The sequence below is a fragment of the Camelimonas abortus genome, from assembly GCF_042432745.1.
GTDB lineage: Bacteria > Pseudomonadota > Alphaproteobacteria > Rhizobiales > Beijerinckiaceae > Camelimonas > Camelimonas abortus.
In genome coordinates this window covers 2014712-2034452 of record NZ_JBHLWR010000006.1, presented here as the reverse complement: position 1 = coordinate 2034452, position 19741 = coordinate 2014712, and the positions used below count along the sequence as shown (strand labels likewise).

Sequence of the window (19741 nt, the reverse complement as noted above, 5' to 3'; positions counted from 1 at the left end):
GGCGTCCGTCCCGCCATGTCGGATCATCCGTCCCGGAGAACTGCAGATGCGCCCGTTCCGTCGCTCCAGCCGGAGGCCCGCGCCGCCATGCGCCGCGCCGGCGTGATCCGCGCCGCGGCGCTGCTGGCGCTGTGCGTCGCGGCGCCGGCGGGGCTGGCGCGCGCCGCGCAGGAGCCCGCCCGGACCTTCGAGGCGCTGCTGGCGGCGCGCGATTATGTCGCCCTGGGCGAGGCGCTGGAGCGGGAATATCTGGCCGGCCGCGGCGCGGCCGCCCGGGCATGGCAGGAGCGGCGCCTGCGCGAAGGCGCCAGCGCCTATCTTGGCTTCGTTTACAGCCGCGAGCTGATGCGCGCCGCCCTGAACGCCCCCGCCCGCCAGCAGCCGGCGCTGCGGGAAAAGGCGGCGCTGGTGGCGCTGTACACCATGGCGGTGCTCACCATCGACGGGCCGCGCTGCGCAGACCCCTCGGCGCCGGTGCGGCGCAGCGAACAGCTGTTTGACCTCGCCGAGCAGGCTTACGCCTGGGCGGCGGCGCTGCCGCGGGCGCGGCGCGAGCGGCTGATCGACAGGGCGCTGGAGCTGGAGCAGGCGACGGCGGCGCTGCGCGACAGGGACGACTTCATCTGCCTGGGCGGGGCCGAGGATCTGGCCCAGGCCATGCAGGATCCGCGCACCCGCGTGGAGGAGAAGCCTGGCGGCGGCCTGACCGTGGTTCCCGGCTCACGCGCCCCGGCCCGGTTCAACGACGCCGAGGAGGCGCGGCAGACACAGGCCCTGGCCCGGCGCACCATCCGCGCCGATCTCTGCCGGATGCTGGAGCAGATGCGCAGCTGATGACTCACCGTGAATGCGCCCTGCGCCCGGGCGGACTGCGGCCGCGCCGCGGGCAGGAGGCCGCGGCCCCGCGCCGGGCGAGGGCCGGGACGTCAGGCCGCGACAGGAGGCTGTGGACATGAGCGGGACGCCCTGCGCCCGGGCGCGCGCCGCCATCGTCACCGGACTGCGCCGGCTGACGCGCGGCTGCGCCGCAGCCGGCGCCGCCGCGCTGGTCCTTGCCGGCTGTCTCGCCGGCGCCGTGGCTGCGCCGCCGCCGCTCTGCCGCCACCTGACCTTCGGCGGGGCCGGCTATGTGGTGTGCGAGGCGAAGCGCGACCGCCACCAGATCCGCATGGTCCTCAACGGTCCCGACGGCGCGCCCTGGGGGCGGCTCGGCCGGTTCGCCGCCAGTGCGGAAGGCGCGGGGCTGCTCATGGCCATGAACGGCGGCATGTATCGGGACGACCGCGCGCCGGTGGGACTCTATGTGGAGGACGGCCGCCAGCTGCAGCCGCTGAACCAGCGCGACGGCCGCGGCAACTTCCACATGAAGCCCAACGGCGTGTTCTTCGTCACCGCCACCGGCGCGGGCGTGCTGCCCACGCCCGCCTATGCGCGGGCGAAGCCGAAGGCGCTGTTCGCCACCCAGTCCGGGCCGATGCTGGTCATTGACGGCCGGATCAATCCGAAATTCCGGCCGGACAGTGATTCGCTGAAAATGCGCAACGGCGTCGGCGTGCGCGGCGACACGGTGGTTTTCGCCATTTCCGACGAGCCGGTGCGGTTCCATGACTTCGCCCGCCTGTTCCGCGACGGGCTGGGCGTCTCCAGCGCGCTCTATCTCGACGGAACGGTCTCCAGCATTTACGCGCCGGAGCTCGGCCGGCGCGACTGGCTGTATCCTGTGGGGCCGATCATCGCCGTGTTTCCGCGCGCCGGCGCGCCGGCGCGGCGCTGACGGGCAACGGACGCCGACGCGCAACAAAAGCCCGCGCCGGCGGCGCGGGGAACTTGCCATGCCCGGCGCCGCGGGGGCTGGCGGCGCATATGGACGGCAGGCGGCGGTTCGCCTGGCGTTGCGCGCCGCGCCGTTACCTGGCTTCGGCGCCGCCGTCGCGGGAGGCCACGCGGCTTGAGGATTTGCCGCCCTTGCGTCCGGCGCTTGAGGCCAGCGCCCGGTCCTGGGAGAAGCTGCGCGCCTCCGGGCGAACGTTCTTGCCGCCCTTGCGCCCGGCGGCCACCGCCAGCTCACGGTTGCGGGAGAAGCTCCGTTTTTCTTCCGGCACGCTCCGGCCGCCCTTGCTGGCGATCTGCTTCTGACGTTCCCGGTCCATCGAGGCGAAGCCCCGCCGGGATTTGCCGCTGTTTTCCGACGTCGACGTCATCGTCCCGTCACCTTCAAGCTGCGTCTGCGCGGGAGGCGTCGCCGCTCCCCGGCGCAGAGGGGGTTTCGTCAAACGTGTGGCGGCTGGCGTCACAGCCGCCGGCGCCGGTCAGACGCGCGCGCCGCAGCAGGGGAGGCGGCGGCGCTGCGCGGCGGCTGCGGCGTCGTGTTGACGATAACGGCCAGGGACGCGTTTGGTTCCCAAAAATATTTCACATCACATTGCGGCTGCCGCGGGATCTTGCGGGCTGACGCAAGGTTCCGGCGCCGGTTTGACAATGCGCCTGCGCCTGCGCCACCTCCGTGCGACGGGACAGGCATGTACAAGGTGACGGCTCGTGACGAAGCGCCCAGACACCCTTCCGGTTGAAGAGACCGTCGCGCCGTTGCGGCGCGCCCTGGCGGAGGCCGGCGTGGCGGTGGTGGTGGCCCCGCCCGGCGCGGGCAAGACCACGCGCCTCCCGCTGGCGCTGCTGGACGAGCCATGGCTTGAGGGCCGGCGCATCGTGCTGCTGGAGCCGCGCCGGCTCGCCGCGCGCGCCGCGGCCGCGCGCATGGTCGCCACGCTTGGCGAGCAGGTGGGCGAGACCGTCGGCCTGCGCGTGCGCATGGAATCGCGGGTGAGCGCCCGCACCCGCATCGAGGTGGTCACCGAGGGTGTGTTCACCCGCATGGCCCTGGACGATCCGGAGCTCGCCGGCGTCGGCTGCGTGATGTTCGACGAGTTTCACGAGCGCTCGCTCGACGCCGATTTTGGCCTCGCCCTCGCCCTGGAGATCCGCGGCGCGCTGCGGGAGGACCTGCGGCTGGTGGTGATGTCCGCCACCCTGGACGGCGCCCGCGTCGCCCGGCTGGTCGGCGGGCCGGGCGGCGGGCCGGCGCCGGTGCTGGAGAGCGCCGGCCGCAGTTTTCCGGTGGAGACCGTCTGGGTGGGGCGCCGGCCGGAGCTGCGGCTGGAGGATGACGTCGCCGACGTGGTCATGCGGGCGCTGCGCGCCCATCACGGCTCGGTGCTGGCGTTCCTGCCGGGGCAGGGCGAGATCCTGCGCGCGCAGCGGGCGCTGGCGGAGCGGCTCGCCGGCGCCGGGGGCGCCAACGTGGACGTTGCGCCCCTCTACGGCGCCCTGCCGCCCGCCGCCCAGGACCGCGCCGTGGCCCCGGCTCCGCCTGGCCGCCGCAAGGTGGTGCTGGCCACGCCGGTGGCCGAGACCTCCATCACCATCGAGGGCGTGCGCGTGGTGGTGGACAGCGGCCTCACGCGCGTTCCCCGTTACGAACCGGCGGTGGGCATGACCCGGCTCGAGACCGTGCGCGTGTCGCGGGCCGCGGCCGACCAGCGCCGCGGCCGCGCCGGCCGCACGGAGCCGGGCGTGTGCTACCGCATGTGGGCGGAGGCGGCGGAGGCCGGCATGGAGCCCTGCGCCCGGCCGGAAATCCTCTCCGCCGACCTGGCGCCGCTTCTGCTGGACTGCGCCGCCTGGGGGGTGAGCGATCCCGCGACGCTGGCTTTTCTCGATCCGCCGCCGGCGCCGGCGCTGAAGGAGGCCTCCGCTTTCCTCAGGGACATCGGCGCGCTTTCGCCGGAAGGGCGGATCACGCCGCTTGGCCAGGCGCTCAGCCGCATGCCGCTGCCGCCGCGGCTGGCGCGCATGCTGCTGCTCGCCAGCCGCATGGGCGCGGAACGGCGCGCCGCGCTGGCGGCGGCGGTGCTGTCGGAACGCGGGGCGGGGGGCGACGGCGTCGACCTGCAGGAGCGGCTGGAGCGCGTGGAGCGCGACCGCTCGCCGCGCGCCGCGGCGCTGCGCCGCATGGCGGAGGGCTGGGCGAAGCTGGCGGCGCGTCTCGCCAGCGCCCCGGAGACGGCCGGCGCGCTGGCGGCGCCGGCGCTGGCGGAGCCATCCGTCGGGGCGCTGCTCGCCCTGGCCTATCCGGACCGCATCGCCCGCGCCCGTGGCCGCGACGGCCTCTATCACATGGTCAATGGCCGCGGCGTGCGGCTGGAGGCGGGCGGGCCCATCGCCCGCGCCGGCTTCATCTGCGTGGCCGAGGCCATGGGCCAGGCCGCCGCGGCCCGCGTGTTGCTGGCGGCGGCGCTGTCGGAGGAGGAGGCGCTGGCCCTCGGCGCCGGAAGGATCGCCGAGCGGCGCGTGGTCAGTTTTGACCGTGAGGCCATGGCGGTGAGGGTGCGGGTCCAGCGGCGGCTGGGCGCCATGGTGCTGGCCGAGCAGACCGCCGCGCCCGCACCGGAAGATGACTGCGCCGGCGTGCTGGCGCGCGGCCTCGCCAGCGTCGGTCTCGACGCTCTGCCGTGGACGAAGGCGCTGCGCCAGTGGCGCGAGCGGGTGATGTTCATGCGCCGCGCCCATGGCGAGGGGCCGGACAATCCCTGGCCGGACCTCTCCGACGCGGCGCTGCTGGCCGACGGCGCCTGGCTGGAGCCCTTCCTGCAGGGGCGCACGGCGCTGGCGCAGCTGACGGCCGATGACCTGGCCGCGGCCCTGCAGGCGCTGCTGCCGTGGGAGCTGCGTCAGGAGCTGGAGCGCGGCGCGCCCACCCATTTCGAGACGCCGGCGGGCACGCGCGTCGCCATCGACTATGGCGACGAGGCGGGGCCGGCGCTGGCGGTGAAGGTGCAGGAGCTGTTCGGCCTGGCGCAGCATCCGGCGCTCGCCGGCGGGCGCACGCCGCTGGTCCTGCATCTGCTGTCGCCGGCGCAGCGGCCCATCCAGATCACGCGCGACCTGCCCGGCTTCTGGCGCGGCTCCTGGGCGGCGGTGCGGGCCGAGATGCGCGGGCGCTACCCCAAACACTTCTGGCCGGAGGACCCCGCTTCGGCGCCGCCGACCCGCCGCGCCGGCCGCCCGCCCTCCGCCTGACCGGCGTCAGGGCCGCCGCGCGGGGCGCCGCCGGTCACAGCGCCTTTTTCTGCCCGTCCGGTCCTTCGATGCTGATGCCGTCAGCGGCCGGCAGACGCTGCACGATGTCCTGCAGCAGCGCCGGCGAGAGGTCCATGGCGTAGAGCTTCCAGCGCAGGCCGCTGATGCGGAAGCGCCAGCCCAGCCGCCGCTGCGGGTCGCCGTCGAGGTCGATGTAGATGCGGAAGTGGCTGACGCCGGTGAAGGACGCCCGGTCAAAATGACGGAAGGCGTCGACAACGCCGTTCAGGCCAAGGCGCGGCGCCGCTTTCCCGCCTTCGCCCTCCGCGGGCCAGCCGCGCTCCAGCAGCTGCGCCAGGGTCTCCGGCGAGGTCATCTGGTGCAGGGCCGGGTAGAGGGTGTTGGCGGCGATGCCGGCGGCGAGCTGCTGCGCGAACGGCCCCAGGGCGTCTTCCTTGTGGTGCGCCGCCAGCCAGGCGCGCAGCACCTGGCGGGTGATGGAGCGGCCCAGCGCGCCGCGGTCAACGCGGGCCAGGATGGCCGGCGCGTCCCGCTCGCGCACCGCCTCGGCGAGCCGCGCCGCGGCGATGAACGGCGAGGCCATGTACGCCAGCACCAGAACGACGAGGGCGACGGTCCAGAACGTGTACGAGCGCAGCAACGCCGGCATGGTTACGGTCTCCGTTCACTGGTCAGCTTCACCGCAACGCAGGCGAATCGGCGACGGCTTCATGTTTACCCCGCGTGAGGGGAACGCGACACCGGGATCGCCGGAGCCAGCGGCGAAAACGGCGCAAATGGGCCTCCGCGCGCGGCGTCGCGTCATGAAAACGCGCGCGAAGGGCGCGCATTTTGCAGGAAAGACACTGTAACGGCCCGCTGGCGCAGGCAAAATCCGCGTCTGGAGACGGGACGCCGCCTCAGGTGGCCAGCGCCTGCTCCACGATGGCGAGGGCGGCGGCGAAGGCGGCGTCAGCGTCCATGTCGCTGGTGTCCAGCAGCACGGCGTCCGGCGCCGGCTTCAGCGGCGCCGTGGCGCGGCTGGCGTCGTCGGCGTCACGCTTGCGGATGTCGGCCAGCACCAGCTCATAGGAGGCGTCGGGATCGCGCGCCGCCAGCTCCTGGTGACGCCGGCCGGCGCGGATCTCCGGCGCCGCGGTGACGAACAGTTTCACCCGCGCGTCCGGACAGATCACCGTGCCGATGTCGCGCCCGTCCAGCACCGCGCCGGGCGGACGTGCGGCGAAGGCGCGCTGCATGTCCACCAGCGCCGCGCGCACCGCCGGAAAGGCCGCCACCCTTGACGCGGCCCGGCCGGCTTCGCTGGTGCGCAACGCCGGGTTGTCGGCGAAATCCGCCGGCAGGTTGCGGGCCACGGCCGCGGCCGCGGCCTCGTCGTCCAGCGAGGCTCCGGCGCGCAGCACGCCGTGGGCCACGGCGCGGTAGAGCAGGCCGGTGTCCAGCCACGGCAGGCCGTAATGGGCGGCGAGGCGGCGCGCCAGCGTGCCCTTGCCGGACGCCGCCGGCCCGTCAATGGCGATGACCAGTCCTTCCGGAACGCGCATCATCAGCTCCACGTCCGGTCAGTCGCCGCCCATGACGATGTCGGCGCCCAGCCCCGCCATCAGCGGCCCGAAGGCCGGGAAGCTGGTGGCGATCATCGCCGCGTCGTCGATTTTCATGCCCTCGCGGGCGCCAAGGCCCAGCACCAGGAACGACATGGCGATGCGGTGGTCGAGATGGGTGGCGGCCACCCCGCCGCCGCGAACGTCGCCGGCGCAGCCCCGGACGATGAGGTCGTCGCCCTCGATGCGGGCGTCCACGCCCGCCTGGGCGAGGCCACCGGCGATGGCGGCGAGGCGGTCCGATTCCTTCACCCGCAGCTCCGAGAGGCCGCGCATGCGGGTTTCGCCCTCGGCGAAGGCCGCGGCGACGGCAAGGACCGGATATTCGTCGATCATTGACGGCGCGCGCTCGGCCGGCACGTCGACGCCCTTCAGGCGGCTGAAGCGCACGCGCAGGTCGGCGGTCTCCTCGCCGCCTTCGCTGGCGCGGGCCAGCACCTCGATGTCGGCCCCCATCTCCGCCAGCGTGGCGAACAGGCCGGTGCGCAGCGGATTCATCATCACCCCCTCAAGGATGACGTCGGAGCCGGGCGCGACCAGCGCCGCCACCATGGGGAAGGCGGCGGAGGAGGGGTCGGCCGGGATGACGATGTGCGAGCCGCGCAGCTCCGGCTGCCCGGTGAGCGTGACGCGCCGGCCGTGCGGGCCGTGTGGCTCCACCTCCACCTCCGCGCCGAAATGGCGCAGCATGCGCTCGGTGTGGTCGCGCGAGGCCTCGCGCTCGATCACCGTGGTCTTGCCCGGCGCGTTGAGGCCGGCGAGCAGCACGGCGGACTTGATCTGCGCCGACGCCACCGGCGTCTCGTAAACGACCGGAACCGCCTCGCGCGCGCCTTCCAGGGTGATGGGGCAGCGCCCGCCTTCCGCCTCGGAGACGACGCGGGCGCCCATCTGCACGAGCGGATCGAGAATGCGGCGCATCGGGCGCTTGCGCAGCGAGGCGTCGCCGTCAAAGGTGGCGGTGACCGGATGGCCGGCGACCACGCCCATCATCAGCCGCGAGCCGGTGCCGGCGTTGCCGAAATCCAGCACGCCGGCCGGCTCCGTGAGGCCGCCGACGCCGACGCCGCGCACGGTCCACTCGCCTTCGCCCGTGCGGGTTACGTCCGCGCCCAGCGCCCGGGCGGCGCTGGCGGTGGCCAGCACGTCCTCGCCCTCCAGCAGACCCTGCACCCGGGTTTCGCCCACGGCCAGCAGGCCGAAGATCAGCGCCCGGTGCGACATGGACTTGTCGCCCGGCACGCGGACGGCGCCTTTCAGCGGGCCGCCTGGGCGGGAGAAGGAGGGAACCGGCGTCGGATGTGCGCTCACGGCTTGTTCCTGCTTTGCACTGTCAGTCGGCGACGGGCGCCTTGGGAGCGGTTTGCGCCGCGCAGGGAACAGGATTTGCCGCCCCATGTAAACCTTGGGGCCAGGTAAACCCTGGGGCCATGTAAACCTTCTGGCCAGGTAAACCCCGGGACCATGCCCCGGGCCGGACCGGCGGCGCAGACGGCGCCCCGTGGGCGGCCGCGCGCCCCGCGCGCCGGGCGGCGCCGGCGCCGTTTCACCCGCCGCCGCACTGGGCGCGCACGGCGTCCCGGTACTGGGCCACGCCGGCCATGGCGTTGGCCACGTTGCGGTCGCGCCCGGCGCCCTTCTGGCAGCGGCGGTAAAAGGCGGCGGCGCGCTGCAGCACGCGCACCTGCTCGCGCCAGGCGGCGCAGCGCTCCTTCTGCGATCCGGTCGCGGCGTCCATCAGGTCGGCGCGGGCGCGCCGCACCTCGGAGAGCAGCACCACGGCGTCGCGCCGGCAGGCGTCGGAAGCGGCGGCTGCCGGCGCGGCGGCCGCTGGCGCGGCGGCGACGGGCGCCAGTCCCGCCGCCAGCACGAGCAGGATCCGCAGGCGCCGTCCGTGGTCCATGAGGCGTTTCTGGCGGCGCATGCGGATCTCCATGGTTCAGTCGAGGTTCAGCTCGCGGAAGAAGTCATTGCCCTTGTCGTCAATGACGATGAAGGCCGGGAAATCCTCCACCTCGATGCGCCACACCGCCTCCATGCCGAGCTCCGGATACTCCAGCACCTCGACCTTGCGGATGCAGTCCCGGGCGAGGCGGGCGGCCGGGCCGCCGATGGAGCCGAGGTAGAAGCCGCCGTGTTTCTGGCACGCCTCGCGCACCTGGGCCGAGCGGTTGCCCTTGGCCAGCATGACCATGGAGCCGCCCGCCGCCTGGAACTGGTCCACATAGGCGTCCATGCGGCCGGCGGTGGTGGGGCCGAAGGAGCCCGAGGCGTAACCCTCCGGAGTCTTGGCGGGGCCGGCGTAATACACCGGATGGTTCTTCATGTACTCCGGCATCGGCTCGCCGCGCTCGAGGCGCTCGCGGATTTTCGCATGGGCGAGGTCGCGGGCCACGATCATCGGGCCGGTGAGCGACAGGCGGGTGCGGATCGGATATTTCGTCAGCGTGGCGAGAATCTCGTTCATCGGCCGGTTGAGGTCGATCTTCACCACCTCGCCGCCGAGCTGCGATTCGTCGATGTCCGGCATGAAGCGGGCCGGATTGGTCTCCAGCTGCTCGAGGAACACGCCGTCGCGGGTGATCTTGCCCCTGGCCTGGCGGTCGGCCGAGCAGGAGACGCCGATGCCGATGGGCAGCGAGGCGCCGTGACGCGGCAGGCGGATGACGCGCACGTCATGGCAGAAATACTTGCCGCCGAACTGGGCGCCGACGCCCAGGTTCTGGGTGAGCCTGTGGATCTCCTCCTCCATGGCCAGATCGCGGAAGGCGTGGCCTTCCGGCGAGCCGGAGGTGGGCAGTTCGTCCAGATAACGGGTGGAGGCGAGCTTCACCGTCTTGAGGTTCTGCTCGGCGCTCATGCCGCCGATGACGATGGCGAGGTGATAGGGCGGGCAGGCGGCGGTGCCGAGCGTCAGGATCTTCTCCTTCAGGAAGTTGATCATGCGGTCGTGCGTCAGCAGCGCCGGGGTGCCCTGGAACAGGAAGGTCTTGTTGGCCGAGCCGCCGCCCTTGGCGATGAACAGGAACTTGTAGGCGTCCTCGCCCTCGGCGTAGATATCGATCTGCGCCGGCAGGTTGGAGCCGGTGTTCTTCTCCTCGAACATCGACAGCGGGGCAAGCTGCGAATAGCGCAGGTTGCGCTTGAGATAGGCGTCCCGGATGCCCTGGCCGATGGCCTCCTCGTCGTTGCCCTCGGTCCACACGAGGCGGCCCTTCTTGGCCATGACGATGGCGGTGCCGGTGTCCTGGCACATGGGCAGCACGCCGCCGGCGGCGATGTTGGCGTTCTTCAGCAGGTCATAGGCCACGAAGCGGTCGTTGGGAGTGGCTTCGGGGTCCTTGAGGATGTTGGCCAGCTGCTGCAGGTGGCCGGGGCGCAGCAGGTGGTTGATGTCGATGAACGCCGCTTCCGCCAGCGCCCGGATGGCTTCCGGAGAGACGTTCAGGAATTCGCGGTCGCCGATTTTCTCGACGCTGACGCCCTCGCCGGTGATCTTCCGGTAAGGGGTCGTGTCGGGGCCGAGGGGAAACAGGTTGGTGGTGGCGGCGAGGCCGGGTGCATCAGACATGGATCTACCGCTGGCTGTCATGAGGGCGCCCCTGGAGTCTGTCGCTTCCCCCGCCGCGCCGCGCGGGTGCGGGAGAGGAAGCGGCATGTCCCGCATCCGCACGGGGACGCGCCCCGTCCGGCGGCGGAACAGGCGTCGCGACGGACCGCATCCTGCGGCTCCGCCGGCGCCGGCCGCTCCAGCGGCTGCCCATGCATAAGGCTTCGGAACGGTTTGATAAAGCCGGGCTGCGTCATTGCCGGCCGGCGTGCGCCGCGTGGCGACAGCGCGCCGCACGCCCTGCGCGGGCGCCCGGGCGCGGCCCGCGCTCCGGTGGGGGTCGCCGCCGCGGCGGCGCGGCCGGCCTAGCCGGTGGCCACCTTGGGCGCCGGAGCGGCGGCGTTGGCGTCCGTCAGCAGGGCGTAGAGCGCGTCCGGGTCACGCGTGGCGCGAATGCGCTCCAGCATGGTGGGCTCGCGCAGCACCCGCGCCACGCGCGCAAGCGCCTTGAGATGGTCGGCGCCGGCGTTCTCCGGCGCCAGAAGCAGGAACATGAGGTCGACCGGCTGGCCGTCGAGCGCGTCGAAATCGAACGGGCGCTCCGCCCTGGCGAACAGACCGAACACCCTGTCCAGCTTTTCGGGCTTGCCATGGGGAATGGCGATGCCGTCGCCAATGCCTGTCGAGCCCAGGCGCTCGCGCTGCACGAGCGTCTCGTAAATTTCCCGCTCGGTCAGTTCCGGCAGCAGCGTGGCGGCGTGCGCCGCCAGCTCCTGAAGCGCCTGCTTCTTGCTGTTGCACTTCAGGGCCGGAATCACGGCCTCGGGCGTCAGAAGATCTGTCAGGGGCATGTTGTCTCACAAGCGGCGGCGGGCGGACCTTGGCCCGCCCGGCGACATCCATCAAGTTCAGGCCGGCGCCATGGCCAACGCGGGCCACGAACCGCCTGTTCCGCAGGAGCGATGCATCTGCGGCGCCGGCCGTTCGCCTGCGCCGCAAATGTGGTCACGCCCCGTCAGACAGGTTCGGGTCGATCCAGCCGATCGTCCCGTCATTGCGCCGGTATACGATGTTCAGCCTGGAAGTGCCAGCGTGCCTGAACAGGAGAATGGGCGCGCCGGTGAGGTCAAGTTCGGTGACAGCTTCGCTCACCGGCATGGTCCGCAGCTTATTTGTCACCTCCGCCACGACGACGGGGTGAAATTCTTCGCCGTCCTCCTCCTCGCCGGGCGGGGCGAAGACGGTGGCGGAAATGGTCGGACCCTCGTCGACGCCTTCGTCGCGCTCCCCGGCGAGGACGCCGGTCCGGGCGTCGCCCGCGGTCTGACGGGACTTGAGGCGCGCGCTGTAACGGCGCAGGCGCTTTTCGATGCGCTCCGCCGCCTGGTCGAAACTCATCACCGGATCGTGGGAGAAGCCGGTGGACTCCAGCGTCACTCCGCGCAGGTGGAGGCCGCAGTCTGTCCTGTAAGCGCCGCCATCGCGCGTGACCGTGACGTGACCGGAGGCTGGAACCCCAAAGTATTTTTCGACCGCCGCGTTGACCCGGACCTCGATCTGGCCCCGGAAGGCGCTGCCGATGTCCATGTTCTTGCCAGATACGCGTAGCGTCATGTCAACCTCCCATGCGGCAGGGCGGGGAGCCGCCCTGCGCCGCCGAAGCGGCGAATTGCGATGGTTCCGTCCGGTGTCATGAATCGTAGGAACCCGCCCTGGGCAAGTCAATGAGCGGGGGCAGGCGCGCCCGGTGGGTCAGGCGACGAGGCCGTCCGTGCGCGCCGCCGCTTTCATGCGCCGGCGGTCGACCGAGGAGGGAATCCGCAGGGATTCGCGATACTTGGCCACGGTGCGCCGGGCGATCTCGACGCCGTCCTCGCGCAGCAGCCGCACGATCACGTCGTCTGAGAGCACCGCGTCCGGCTTCTCGGCCTCGATCAGCTGGCGTATGCGGTGGCGCACGGCCTCGGCCGAATGGGCCGCGCCGTCGCCGGCGGCGGAAATCGCCGCAGGGAAGAAGAATTTCATGCCGTAGACGCCGCGCTCGCAGCCGATGGACTTGTTCATGGTGACGCGCGAGACGGTCGATTCATGCATGCCGATGGCGTCGGCGACCTCCTTCAGCGTCAGCGGCCGCAGGGCGCTGACGCCGCGCCCGAAAAAGCCCTCCTGACGGCGCACGATCTCGCCGGCCACCAGCAGGATGGTGCGGGCGCGCTGCTCGAGGCTGCGGTCCAGCCAGCAGGCGTCGCGCCAGGCGGAGGCGATGAAGCTGCTCTCCGCCGGGCTGCGGGCCGCGCGGGCGGCGCGGGCGCGCCAGGCGTGGTTCAGGCGCACGCGCGGCAGCAGCTCTGCGTTCAGCTCCGCCCGCCAGCGGCCGTCCGGGCCGCGCCGCACGATCACGTCGGGAACCAGCGGCGTCGCCGGCGCGGCGTCGAACGGCCGGCCGGGCAGCGGCTCCAGCGCCCTTATCTCGCGCAGCATGGCCGTGAGCGTGGCCTCGTCCACCCCGCACAGCCGGCGCAGCTTCGCCATGTCGCGTTTCGCCACCAGGTCAAGCCGCGACAGCAGCGCCTGCATGGGCGCGTCCAGCCGGTCCTGCTGGCGCAGCTGGATGGCCAGACATTCGGCGAGGTCGCGCGCGCCCACGCCGGGTGGGTCCAGCTGCTGCACGGCGGCGAGGGCGGCGTCCACCGTGGCGCGGCTCACGCCGAGCCTGGCGGCGAGGGCGTCCAGCTCCCGCGCCGTTTCCGGATCCAGGTAGCCGGCCGGGGTGATGGAGTCGACCAGCGCCAGCGCGGCGGCGCGGGTCGCTGCGTCCAGCCGCGTCAGCCCGAGCTGGCGGCGCAGGTGTTCGCGCAGGTCCGGCTGCTCCGCCGCAAGCTCCAGCGCGTCCAGGTCGCCGGCGGGCGGGCCGGCGGCCCCGCTCCACACGGCGCTGTCGCCAGCCGGCTCCGGCGCCTCGTGCGGGGTCACGCCGGGGCTGTCCGGATCGAACACATTGTCGAGGGGGGCGTCGAGAGCGCGCTCCAGCGCCTCCTGGCTGGTCTCCAGCTCGCCGGCGTCCCAGGGGCGCGCGTCCGCCGCGTCCGGGGCCGGGGCCGGGGCGGAATCGCCGCCCTCACCGTCGGCGCCGGCTTCAAGGAAGGGGTTGCGCTCCAGTTCCTCCGCCACCCACGCCGACAGCTCGAGGCTGGACATCTGCAGCAGGCGGATGGCCTGCAGCAGCTGCGGGGTAAGGGCCAGGCTCTGGGCCTGGCGCATGGAGATCCGTGCTGAGAGCGACATGCGGCGCCTCGCTGCCTGCGCCTTTCGCCGGGCCCCGCCGGCGTCGCGGGAGGGCGCCGGACTGGCCGGCGCCGGCGCTCCCGCCCTCTCCGGCGGCGCCCGAGCCAGGCGCAAGCGAGTTGCATAGAGCACTTTTCGCCGCGATTGAACAAAAAATTGCGCGCCGGCGCCCGTCGCGGCCCGAAATATGCTTGCGGCGACAGCTTCGCCCTAGAGGCGGAAATCCTCGCCGAGATAGAGCCGGCGCACGTCCGGATTGGCGACGATGTCCTCCGCCCGGCCCTCCATCAGCACCTGCCCGGAGTGGATGATGTAGGCGCGGTCCACCATGCCGAGCGTCTCGCGCACGTTGTGGTCGGTGATGAGCACGCCGATGCCGCGGCGGGTGAGCTGGCTCACCAGCTGCTGGATGTCGCCCACGGCGATGGGGTCGATGCCGGCGAACGGCTCGTCCAGCAGCATGAAGGAGGGGCGGCCGGCGAGGGCGCGGGCGATCTCGCAGCGCCGCCGCTCGCCGCCGGAGAGGGCGATGGAGGGCGACTTGCGCAGCCGGGCGATCTGGAACTCCTCCAGCAGCTCGTCCAGCTCCTGCTCGCGCTTGCGCCGGTCCGGCTGGGTCACCTCCAGCACGGCGCGGATGTTGTCCTCCACGCTGAGGCCGCGGAAGATCGAGGCCTCCTGCGGCAGATAACCGATGCCGAGGCGGGCGCGCCGGTACATGGGCAGGCGGGTGATGTCATGGCCGTCGAGGCCGATGACGCCATGGTCGGCCCGCACCAGGCCGGTGATCATGTAAAAGATGGTGGTCTTGCCGGCGCCGTTGGGGCCGAGCAGGCCCACCGCCTCGCCGTTGCGCACGTAGAGGCTGGCGCCGCGCACCACGGCGCGGCCGCCATAGGTTTTCTGCAGACCCTCCACCGAGAGCACGCCGCCGGGCGACGCCGCCAGCCGGGCGGCGTGATCGTCATGGCTCCACCGGGCGTCGTCATGGCCGCCTGCATGGATCGCCGGATCGTCGTGCATCGCAAAGGTCCTGTCGTTCGCCGGGCGGCCGCGCGGCCGCCGCCCCTGTCCCGGTGTCCTGGCCGTTCAGCGGCCGGCGGGCCGGTTCTGCTGCGGTTTCTGCTGCTGTTGCTGCTGGGCGGGGTCGTCGCTGCCAGGCACGAGCAGGGCGCGCACGCGCTGGCCGGGCTTGCGCTCCACCGAGGCGCGGCTGGCGGCGAGGTCATAGACGAGGCGGTCGCCGGTGGTGACGTTCTCGCCCTGGCTCAGCCGGGCGTTGCCGTTGAGGTAAATCTTCTGTTCGGCCTTGTCGTAAATCGCCTCATTGGCGGAGGCGACCTGGTCCTTTGACACCACGGTCATCGGTCCCGCGCATTCGAGGCGGCGCACGCCGTTGTCGGCGCCCTGGCCCCGGACCGGGGCGGCGGCGCCGGCGCCGCTGCGGGCGCCGCTGCGGGCGCCCATGTCCTGCTCGTAATACACGGTGAGCCTGCGGCAGCGCATGGTCGTCTCGCCCTGCACGGCGATGACGTTGCCCTCGAAGACTGCCTTCTTCTCCTGGTCGAAGACGTCGAGGCGGTCGGAGTCGATGCGGATCGGCTCCTTGCTGTCGGCGCCGCCGAAGCCGGCGAAGGGGCTGGCCTGGCGCTGCTGCTGCTGCTGCGCCTTGCCGGACTGGGCGAGGGCGGGGCCGGCCAGGGCGGCGAGCGCCATGGCGAGGGCTCCGGCGAACAGGCGCGTCCGGCGGGCGAAGGGAGACGGGCCTGAGACGTGATCGGCTGCGGGAAGGCTGTTCATTGCTTGAGACCCGTGTCCGTCCTGGAGGAAGCCGGCGCCGCAGGCGCCGGCTGGCTGGCGGCGCCCTGCGCGCCGCCCTGCTGTTCCGCCGGAGGATATAGCACGGTTTTCACCCCTCCTTCGAAACTGATCGCCTTGCCGCTGTCGCGCACCCGCATGGTCCGGGCGTCGATGGTGTCGCCGGAGGCGGTGACGATGCGCACCGGGTCGGTGGAGACGAGCTCGCCCTGCTTGAGATTGATGCTGGCCGCCTTCAGCTCGGCCGTGTCGCCGTTCTCGGTGCGCACGCGCACGCCGCCGTCCAGCTGCAGCTGCTCGCTTTTCATGTCGTAGACGCCGGTGGCGGCGGTGAGGCGCACCGCGCCGTCGCCTTCGGCGCCAAGGCGGCCGCGGATCTGCTCCAGCTCCACCACGCCGGGCTTGCGCACGTCCTGCGAGGCGGCGAGGGCGTTGACCTCATAGGGCTTGCCGTCCTTGCGGAAGCCGCTGAGCCGCGGGCGCTCCATGGTGACCTTCGTGCCGTCGAGCGCCACCGGGCCCAGCTCCACCTCCCCGGGGATGGCGGCGGGCCTGAGCATGGTCCAGCCCACGACGGCGGCCACGGCCAGCGCGGCGCCCGCGGGGATCGCGATCCGCAACAGGCGCACCAGCCGGGAGTGGCGCACCGCCGCCCGGTAGGCGCGCAGGCGCTCCCCCTGCAGGAGGCCGGGCCCGCCGGCGCGCGCCGGGGCCGTCAGATACGGGGCCGCAGCCCATGTCGTGTCGCCCATTGGCCGCCTTTCACATCCGCCGCGTCGCGTCGCCGGTCCTGCGGTGCGGGAGCGATCCGCCCCGGGAAGGGCGGGGCCGGCGACGGCGGGCGTCGCGACGGGAGGGCGACGCCTGCAGCCCGGCCGGATAATCCATGTTTCTGGCTATAATACGCCGCCGGTCCGGTGTCATCCGGCGCCCCGCCCCGGCCGCGCGCCCTAGCCGTGCGCGAAAATGTCGGTCTCCGGCCAGCCGGCCAGATCAAGACGCGCCCGCGCCGGCAGGAAGTCGAAGCACGCCTGGGCCAGCTCGCGCCGGCCTTCGCGCGCCAGCATGGCGTCCAGTTTCGCCTTGAGGGCGTGCAGGTGCAGCACGTCCGAGGCGGCGTAGGCGATCTGCGCGTCCGACAGCGTCTCCGCCGCCCAGTCCGACGACTGCTGCTGCTTGGAGAGGTCCACCCCCAGCAGCTCGCGCGTCAGGTCTTTCAGCCCGTGCCTGTCGGTGTAGGTGCGCGCCAGCTTCGAGGCGATCTTGGTGCAGTAAACCGGCGCCGGCATCACGCCGAGATAGCGCTCCAGCACCGCAAGGTCGAACCGCGCGAAGTGGAATATCTTCAGCACGTCAGGGTCGCCGAGCAGGCGCACCAGGTTCTCCGGGTGGGGCCCGTCGCGCAGGATCTGCACCAGATGGGCGTCGCCGTCGCCGGCCGAGAGCTGCACCACGCACAGGCGGTCGCGCAGCGGGTTGAGACCGAGGGTTTCGGTGTCGACGGCGACGGAGGCGCCGAAATCAAGGTCGGCCGGCAGGTCTCCGCGATGGACCGTTATGGTCATGGGCATGATCCTTCAGGGGCGCGCCGCGGCCGCCGCGCCCCGGCCGCAGGGGCCGGGCGGCCCGGGACGGGAAAACGGCGTGGCGGGCAGGCCGGAGGCGGGAAATGTGGCGTCGCCCTTCATAACCCGCCAGGGCCGGCGCGTCACCCGCCAGCCTTGCCGCGGCGGCGCAAACGCGCGACATGGCGGCGGCAAGGTCATGCAAGGGGATGTCCCATGAGCCAGTCCGAACCCTCCGCCCTGCTCGACATTGACGGGCCCGTCGCCACCATCACCCTCAACCGCCCGGAGGCGTACAACGCCATCGGCCTGCCGGAGGCGCGCCATCTTGAGACGCTGCTCGCGCAGATACAGTCCGCGCCGGACGTGCGCGTGGTCGTGATCCGCGGCAATGGCCCGGCCTTCTGCGCCGGCGGCGACATCCGCTGCTTCGTCGCCCATCTCGACGACATCGAGACCATGGCGCGCGAGCTGCTGGGCGCGCTCAACCGTTTCCTGCTCGCCCTGCGCGACGGCCCTTACCTGCTGCTCACCAGCGTGCATGGCGCGGCGGCGGGCGCCGGCTTCTCGCTCGCCGCGCTGGGCGACATCTGCATCGCCGCCGACAACGCGCGCTTCACCGCCGCCTACAACAGGCTCGGCGTCACTCCGGACGGCGGCGGCAGCATCGGCGTGACCGAGCGCGTCGGCCCGCGCAAGGCGCTGGAGCTGTTCCTCGCCGCCGGGAGCATCGACGCCGCGGAGGCGCTGCGCCTCGGCCTCGTCAACCAGGTGGCGCCGGCGGACCAGCTGGAGGCGGTCACCTTCGACATGGCGCAGCGGCTGGCCCGCAACGCGTCGGACGTCATCCTGCGCACCAAGCGCCTGGTGCAGCAGGCCGCGCGCACGCCCGCCGCGGAGCAGCTGGAGGCCGAGCTGGAGGCCATGGTGGCCAGCATGAAAACCGCGGCGTTCCGCGAGGCCGTCGCCCGCTTCGTGAAGAAGTAAGGGCGGCCTTTCCGCAGGGCGGGCGGCCCGGTGCGGGCCGCCGCGCGCTTCCCGCATGCGCGCCCGGCCGCCGGCGGATCATGCGGTCAGGCCAAGCTCCTCGAGGATCTGGCGCCTGAGCTTGTACTTCTCCACCTTGCTGGTGGGGGTGAGCGGCAGCGCCGCGACGAAACGCACATGGGCGGGCTGCATGTAGCGCGGCAGCACCTTGCGGGCGTGCGCGCGCAGCTCGTCCTCGTCCATGGCGACGCCGGGCATCAGCTCCACGAACACGGCGACGTCCTCCTCCGAGCCCTCGCGGGCGGGCACGGGCACGGCCGCCACGGCGCGCACCTTTTCATGGCGGGCCAGCAGCGCCTCCACCTCATAGGAGGAGACGTTCTCGCCGCGCACCCGGAAGAAGCCGCCGATGCGGTCGACGAAGGCGTACTGCCCCGGCGCCTCCGGCAGTTCGCGCGCGGCGTCGCCGGTGTGGAACCAGCAGGTGCGCAGCGCCTTCGCCGTCGCCTCCGGCTTGCCGAGATATTCCAGCAGCAGCAGGCCCGGATACCGGGGGCGGAAGGCGAGCTGCCCCACCGCGCCCGGCGGCAGGCGGTTGTCGTCCCCGTCGAGAATGGCCACCTCATAGAGCGGGTTGGGCGCGCCCATGAAGCCCTTCGGCACGGGGCCGGCGCCGTCGATCACCGGCCGGCCGGTCTCAAGGCAGCGCGCCCGCAGCGTCGCCTTGTCATAGCCTTTCCACAGCCGCGCCGGCGTGCCCTCGGCGTCGCCGAACTCGTCGATCAGCCCGGCGAAGCCAAGGCCGGATTCGGTCTGGCCGAAGCCGCAGGTGACGAAATCGAAGCCGAAACGCTGCGCCACCTCGTGATGGTTCGGCGGCAGCGGCTGCATGTGCACCTTGTTCAGCGTGTTGGCGCGGTCGTCCGGCCGCGGCGGCGCCGACATCAGCCACGGCGTCATCACGTCGAGCAGCACGCAGCAGCTGGCGCCGCACTCGGCGATGCGGTCCCAGAACCGGTTGGGGCTGAAGCGGTCCCACAGCCCGACGGTGTTGCCCTGCCACACCGCCCGCGCCAGCAGGAAGAACGCCCCGCCCACGTGATACAGCGGCAGGTCGCAGTAGATGACGTCGTCCGGCGTGGTCATGCGCCGCATCAGGTGCATGTAGTTGTTGAGCCAGCGGAACGCCTGCAGCACGCCCTTCGACGGACCGGTGGTGCCCGAGGTGTAGACGATGTTGGCCGGATCCAGCGGCCGGAAGACGACCGGCGGCGGCTCCGCCGTGGTTTTCGCCAGCTCCGCCAGGCTGGTGATCTCGAGCCGCGCGAATTCGGGGCCGAAGCGGGCGTCGGTGGCGTCGTGGTCGCCCGGCGCCGGGGTGTGGACGACAAGCCGCTGCAGCGGAACCTCACCGATCACCTCGGCCAGCAGCGGGGCGAAGGAGGGATCGGTGATCAGGGCGAAGGGAGCGGTGTCGTTCAGCTGGTAGGCGAGCAGCGGCGCGGTGAAGTTGAAGTTCACCGGCGCATAGACGCCGCCCGCGCGCCAGATGGCGAACATGGCGAGCGCCGCCACAAGCGAATTGCGGGTGAGCACGCTCACCGGCTGGCCGCGCCGCAGGCCCATGGCGTGCAGTCCGGCGGCGATGGCGTTCGTGCGGTCGCGAAACTCCGCGAAGGTGAGCTTCACGCCGTCTTCGCCATAATGGATAAACACCTTGTCCGGCAGCCGGCGGGCCACGTCGTCGAGGCGCTCGGGCGCCAGTTCGCCCGCCGCCTGCATTTCGGCGAAAAGTTCCTCCGGGGTCATCGTTTCCTCGTCCTGCGCCGCTGTCG

At 72.5% G+C, this 19741-nt stretch carries 18 protein-coding genes; 4 read left to right on the top strand and 14 right to left on the bottom strand.

The annotated features are described in order from the left end of the window. Nucleotides 1–87: 87 nt before the first annotated feature. Both ACFFJB_RS11070 and ACFFJB_RS11065 read left to right on the top strand, forming a co-directional pair. The gene (locus ACFFJB_RS11070) at nt 88–834 is read left to right on the top strand and encodes a hypothetical protein (protein ID WP_376831421.1); all 747 of its coding nucleotides are present in this window, start codon (nt 88–90) and stop codon (nt 832–834) included. 118 nt (nt 835–952) lie between these two features. After that, nucleotides 953–1774, top strand: coding sequence for a phosphodiester glycosidase family protein (locus ACFFJB_RS11065; RefSeq protein ID WP_376831420.1), 822 nt, complete (start codon nt 953–955; stop codon nt 1772–1774). A 133-nt stretch (nt 1775–1907) separates the two neighbouring features. Here ACFFJB_RS11065 and ACFFJB_RS11060 read toward each other — a convergent pair whose 3' ends face one another. Continuing rightward, nucleotides 1908–2201, bottom strand: coding sequence for a con-10 family general stress protein (locus ACFFJB_RS11060; RefSeq protein ID WP_376831419.1), 294 nt, complete (start codon nt 2199–2201; stop codon nt 1908–1910). A gap of 337 nt (nt 2202–2538) precedes the next feature. Between ACFFJB_RS11060 and hrpB the strand changes: the two genes are divergently transcribed. Next, on the top strand, nt 2539–5076 hold the full coding sequence (gene hrpB, locus ACFFJB_RS11055) for an ATP-dependent helicase HrpB (RefSeq protein WP_376831418.1): 2538 nt from the start codon (nt 2539–2541) through the stop codon (nt 5074–5076). A gap of 34 nt (nt 5077–5110) precedes the next feature. Here the strand turns inward: hrpB and ACFFJB_RS11050 are convergent, their stop codons facing one another. The 12 genes from ACFFJB_RS11050 to ACFFJB_RS10995 form a co-directional block, all read right to left on the bottom strand. Further along, the gene (locus ACFFJB_RS11050; protein ID WP_376831417.1) at nt 5111–5746 is read right to left on the bottom strand and encodes a DUF2939 domain-containing protein; all 636 of its coding nucleotides are present in this window, start codon (nt 5744–5746) and stop codon (nt 5111–5113) included. 250 nt (nt 5747–5996) lie between these two features. Next, nucleotides 5997–6644, bottom strand: coding sequence for a (d)CMP kinase (gene cmk, locus ACFFJB_RS11045; RefSeq protein WP_376831416.1), 648 nt, complete (start codon nt 6642–6644; stop codon nt 5997–5999). Nucleotides 6645–6659: 15 nt separating this feature from the next. Then, nucleotides 6660–8012: a 3-phosphoshikimate 1-carboxyvinyltransferase gene (gene aroA, locus ACFFJB_RS11040; protein ID WP_376831415.1), complete on the bottom strand. Its 1353-nt coding sequence runs from the start codon at nt 8010–8012 to the stop codon at nt 6660–6662. Between the two features lie 235 nt (nt 8013–8247). After that, entirely contained in the window at nt 8248–8625 is a 378-nt protein-coding gene (locus ACFFJB_RS11035) for a hypothetical protein (RefSeq protein ID WP_376831414.1), read from the bottom strand. Nucleotides 8626–8640: 15 nt separating this feature from the next. Then, the gene (locus ACFFJB_RS11030; protein WP_376831413.1) at nt 8641–10272 is read right to left on the bottom strand and encodes a fumarate hydratase; all 1632 of its coding nucleotides are present in this window, start codon (nt 10270–10272) and stop codon (nt 8641–8643) included. A gap of 344 nt (nt 10273–10616) precedes the next feature. Further along, nucleotides 10617–11102: a PTS IIA-like nitrogen regulatory protein PtsN gene (gene ptsN / locus ACFFJB_RS11025; protein ID WP_376831412.1), complete on the bottom strand. Its 486-nt coding sequence runs from the start codon at nt 11100–11102 to the stop codon at nt 10617–10619. A 154-nt stretch (nt 11103–11256) separates the two neighbouring features. After that, on the bottom strand, nt 11257–11865 hold the full coding sequence (gene hpf, locus ACFFJB_RS11020; protein ID WP_376831411.1) for a ribosome hibernation-promoting factor, HPF/YfiA family: 609 nt from the start codon (nt 11863–11865) through the stop codon (nt 11257–11259). Nucleotides 11866–12003: 138 nt separating this feature from the next. Beyond that, the gene (rpoN, locus tag ACFFJB_RS11015) at nt 12004–13536 is read right to left on the bottom strand and encodes an RNA polymerase factor sigma-54 (RefSeq protein WP_376831410.1); all 1533 of its coding nucleotides are present in this window, start codon (nt 13534–13536) and stop codon (nt 12004–12006) included. A gap of 210 nt (nt 13537–13746) precedes the next feature. Further along, nucleotides 13747–14559 carry an LPS export ABC transporter ATP-binding protein gene (gene lptB, locus ACFFJB_RS11010; RefSeq protein WP_376831409.1) on the bottom strand — a complete coding sequence of 271 codons (813 nt, stop codon included), beginning with the start codon at nt 14557–14559 and terminating at the stop codon, nt 13747–13749. Between the two features lie 66 nt (nt 14560–14625). After that, nucleotides 14626–15336, bottom strand: coding sequence for a lipopolysaccharide transport periplasmic protein LptA (gene lptA / locus ACFFJB_RS11005; RefSeq protein WP_376831408.1), 711 nt, complete (start codon nt 15334–15336; stop codon nt 14626–14628). After that, nucleotides 15333–16106 carry an LPS export ABC transporter periplasmic protein LptC gene (lptC, locus tag ACFFJB_RS11000; RefSeq protein WP_376831407.1) on the bottom strand — a complete coding sequence of 258 codons (774 nt, stop codon included), beginning with the start codon at nt 16104–16106 and terminating at the stop codon, nt 15333–15335. The genes lptA and lptC overlap by 4 nt, the downstream gene beginning before the upstream one ends. 198 nt (nt 16107–16304) lie before the next feature. Next, nucleotides 16305–16919, bottom strand: coding sequence for a ribonuclease D (locus ACFFJB_RS10995; protein ID WP_376831406.1), 615 nt, complete (start codon nt 16917–16919; stop codon nt 16305–16307). 216 nt (nt 16920–17135) lie between these two features. On the opposite strand from ACFFJB_RS10995, the gene ACFFJB_RS10990 reads away from it, so the two are divergent. Next, nucleotides 17136–17906, top strand: coding sequence for an enoyl-CoA hydratase/isomerase family protein (locus tag ACFFJB_RS10990; RefSeq protein WP_376831405.1), 771 nt, complete (start codon nt 17136–17138; stop codon nt 17904–17906). A 78-nt stretch (nt 17907–17984) separates the two neighbouring features. Here ACFFJB_RS10990 and ACFFJB_RS10985 read toward each other — a convergent pair whose 3' ends face one another. Next, a complete protein-coding gene (locus tag ACFFJB_RS10985; protein ID WP_376831404.1) occupies nt 17985–19715 on the bottom strand; it encodes a class I adenylate-forming enzyme family protein in 1731 nt (576 codons plus the stop codon). Nucleotides 19716–19741: the final 26 nt, after the last annotated feature.

What these genes read in the sequence shown, in the direction of transcription:
- rpoN (WP_376831410.1), bottom strand. Translation starts at nt 13,536, where the DNA reads ATGTCGCTCTCAGCACGGATCTCCATGCGCCAGGCCCAGAGCCTGGCC.
- lptC (WP_376831407.1), bottom strand. Translation starts at nt 16,106, where the DNA reads ATGGGCGACACGACATGGGCTGCGGCCCCGTATCTGACGGCCCCGGCG.
- hpf (WP_376831411.1), bottom strand. Translation starts at nt 11,865, where the DNA reads ATGACGCTACGCGTATCTGGCAAGAACATGGACATCGGCAGCGCCTTC.
- cmk (WP_376831416.1), bottom strand. Translation starts at nt 6,644, where the DNA reads ATGATGCGCGTTCCGGAAGGACTGGTCATCGCCATTGACGGGCCGGCG.
- lptB (WP_376831409.1), bottom strand. Translation starts at nt 14,559, where the DNA reads ATGCACGACGATCCGGCGATCCATGCAGGCGGCCATGACGACGCCCGG.
- ptsN (WP_376831412.1), bottom strand. Translation starts at nt 11,102, where the DNA reads ATGCCCCTGACAGATCTTCTGACGCCCGAGGCCGTGATTCCGGCCCTG.
- ACFFJB_RS10990 (WP_376831405.1), top strand. Translation starts at nt 17,136, where the DNA reads ATGAGCCAGTCCGAACCCTCCGCCCTGCTCGACATTGACGGGCCCGTC.
- ACFFJB_RS11030 (WP_376831413.1), bottom strand. Translation starts at nt 10,272, where the DNA reads ATGTCTGATGCACCCGGCCTCGCCGCCACCACCAACCTGTTTCCCCTC.
- ACFFJB_RS11050 (WP_376831417.1), bottom strand. Translation starts at nt 5,746, where the DNA reads ATGCCGGCGTTGCTGCGCTCGTACACGTTCTGGACCGTCGCCCTCGTC.
- ACFFJB_RS11065 (WP_376831420.1), top strand. Translation starts at nt 953, where the DNA reads ATGAGCGGGACGCCCTGCGCCCGGGCGCGCGCCGCCATCGTCACCGGA.
- lptA (WP_376831408.1), bottom strand. Translation starts at nt 15,336, where the DNA reads ATGAACAGCCTTCCCGCAGCCGATCACGTCTCAGGCCCGTCTCCCTTC.
- ACFFJB_RS11070 (WP_376831421.1), top strand. Translation starts at nt 88, where the DNA reads ATGCGCCGCGCCGGCGTGATCCGCGCCGCGGCGCTGCTGGCGCTGTGC.
- ACFFJB_RS11035 (WP_376831414.1), bottom strand. Translation starts at nt 8,625, where the DNA reads ATGCGCCGCCAGAAACGCCTCATGGACCACGGACGGCGCCTGCGGATC.
- ACFFJB_RS10995 (WP_376831406.1), bottom strand. Translation starts at nt 16,919, where the DNA reads ATGACCATAACGGTCCATCGCGGAGACCTGCCGGCCGACCTTGATTTC.
- ACFFJB_RS11060 (WP_376831419.1), bottom strand. Translation starts at nt 2,201, where the DNA reads ATGACGTCGACGTCGGAAAACAGCGGCAAATCCCGGCGGGGCTTCGCC.
- ACFFJB_RS10985 (WP_376831404.1), bottom strand. Translation starts at nt 19,715, where the DNA reads ATGACCCCGGAGGAACTTTTCGCCGAAATGCAGGCGGCGGGCGAACTG.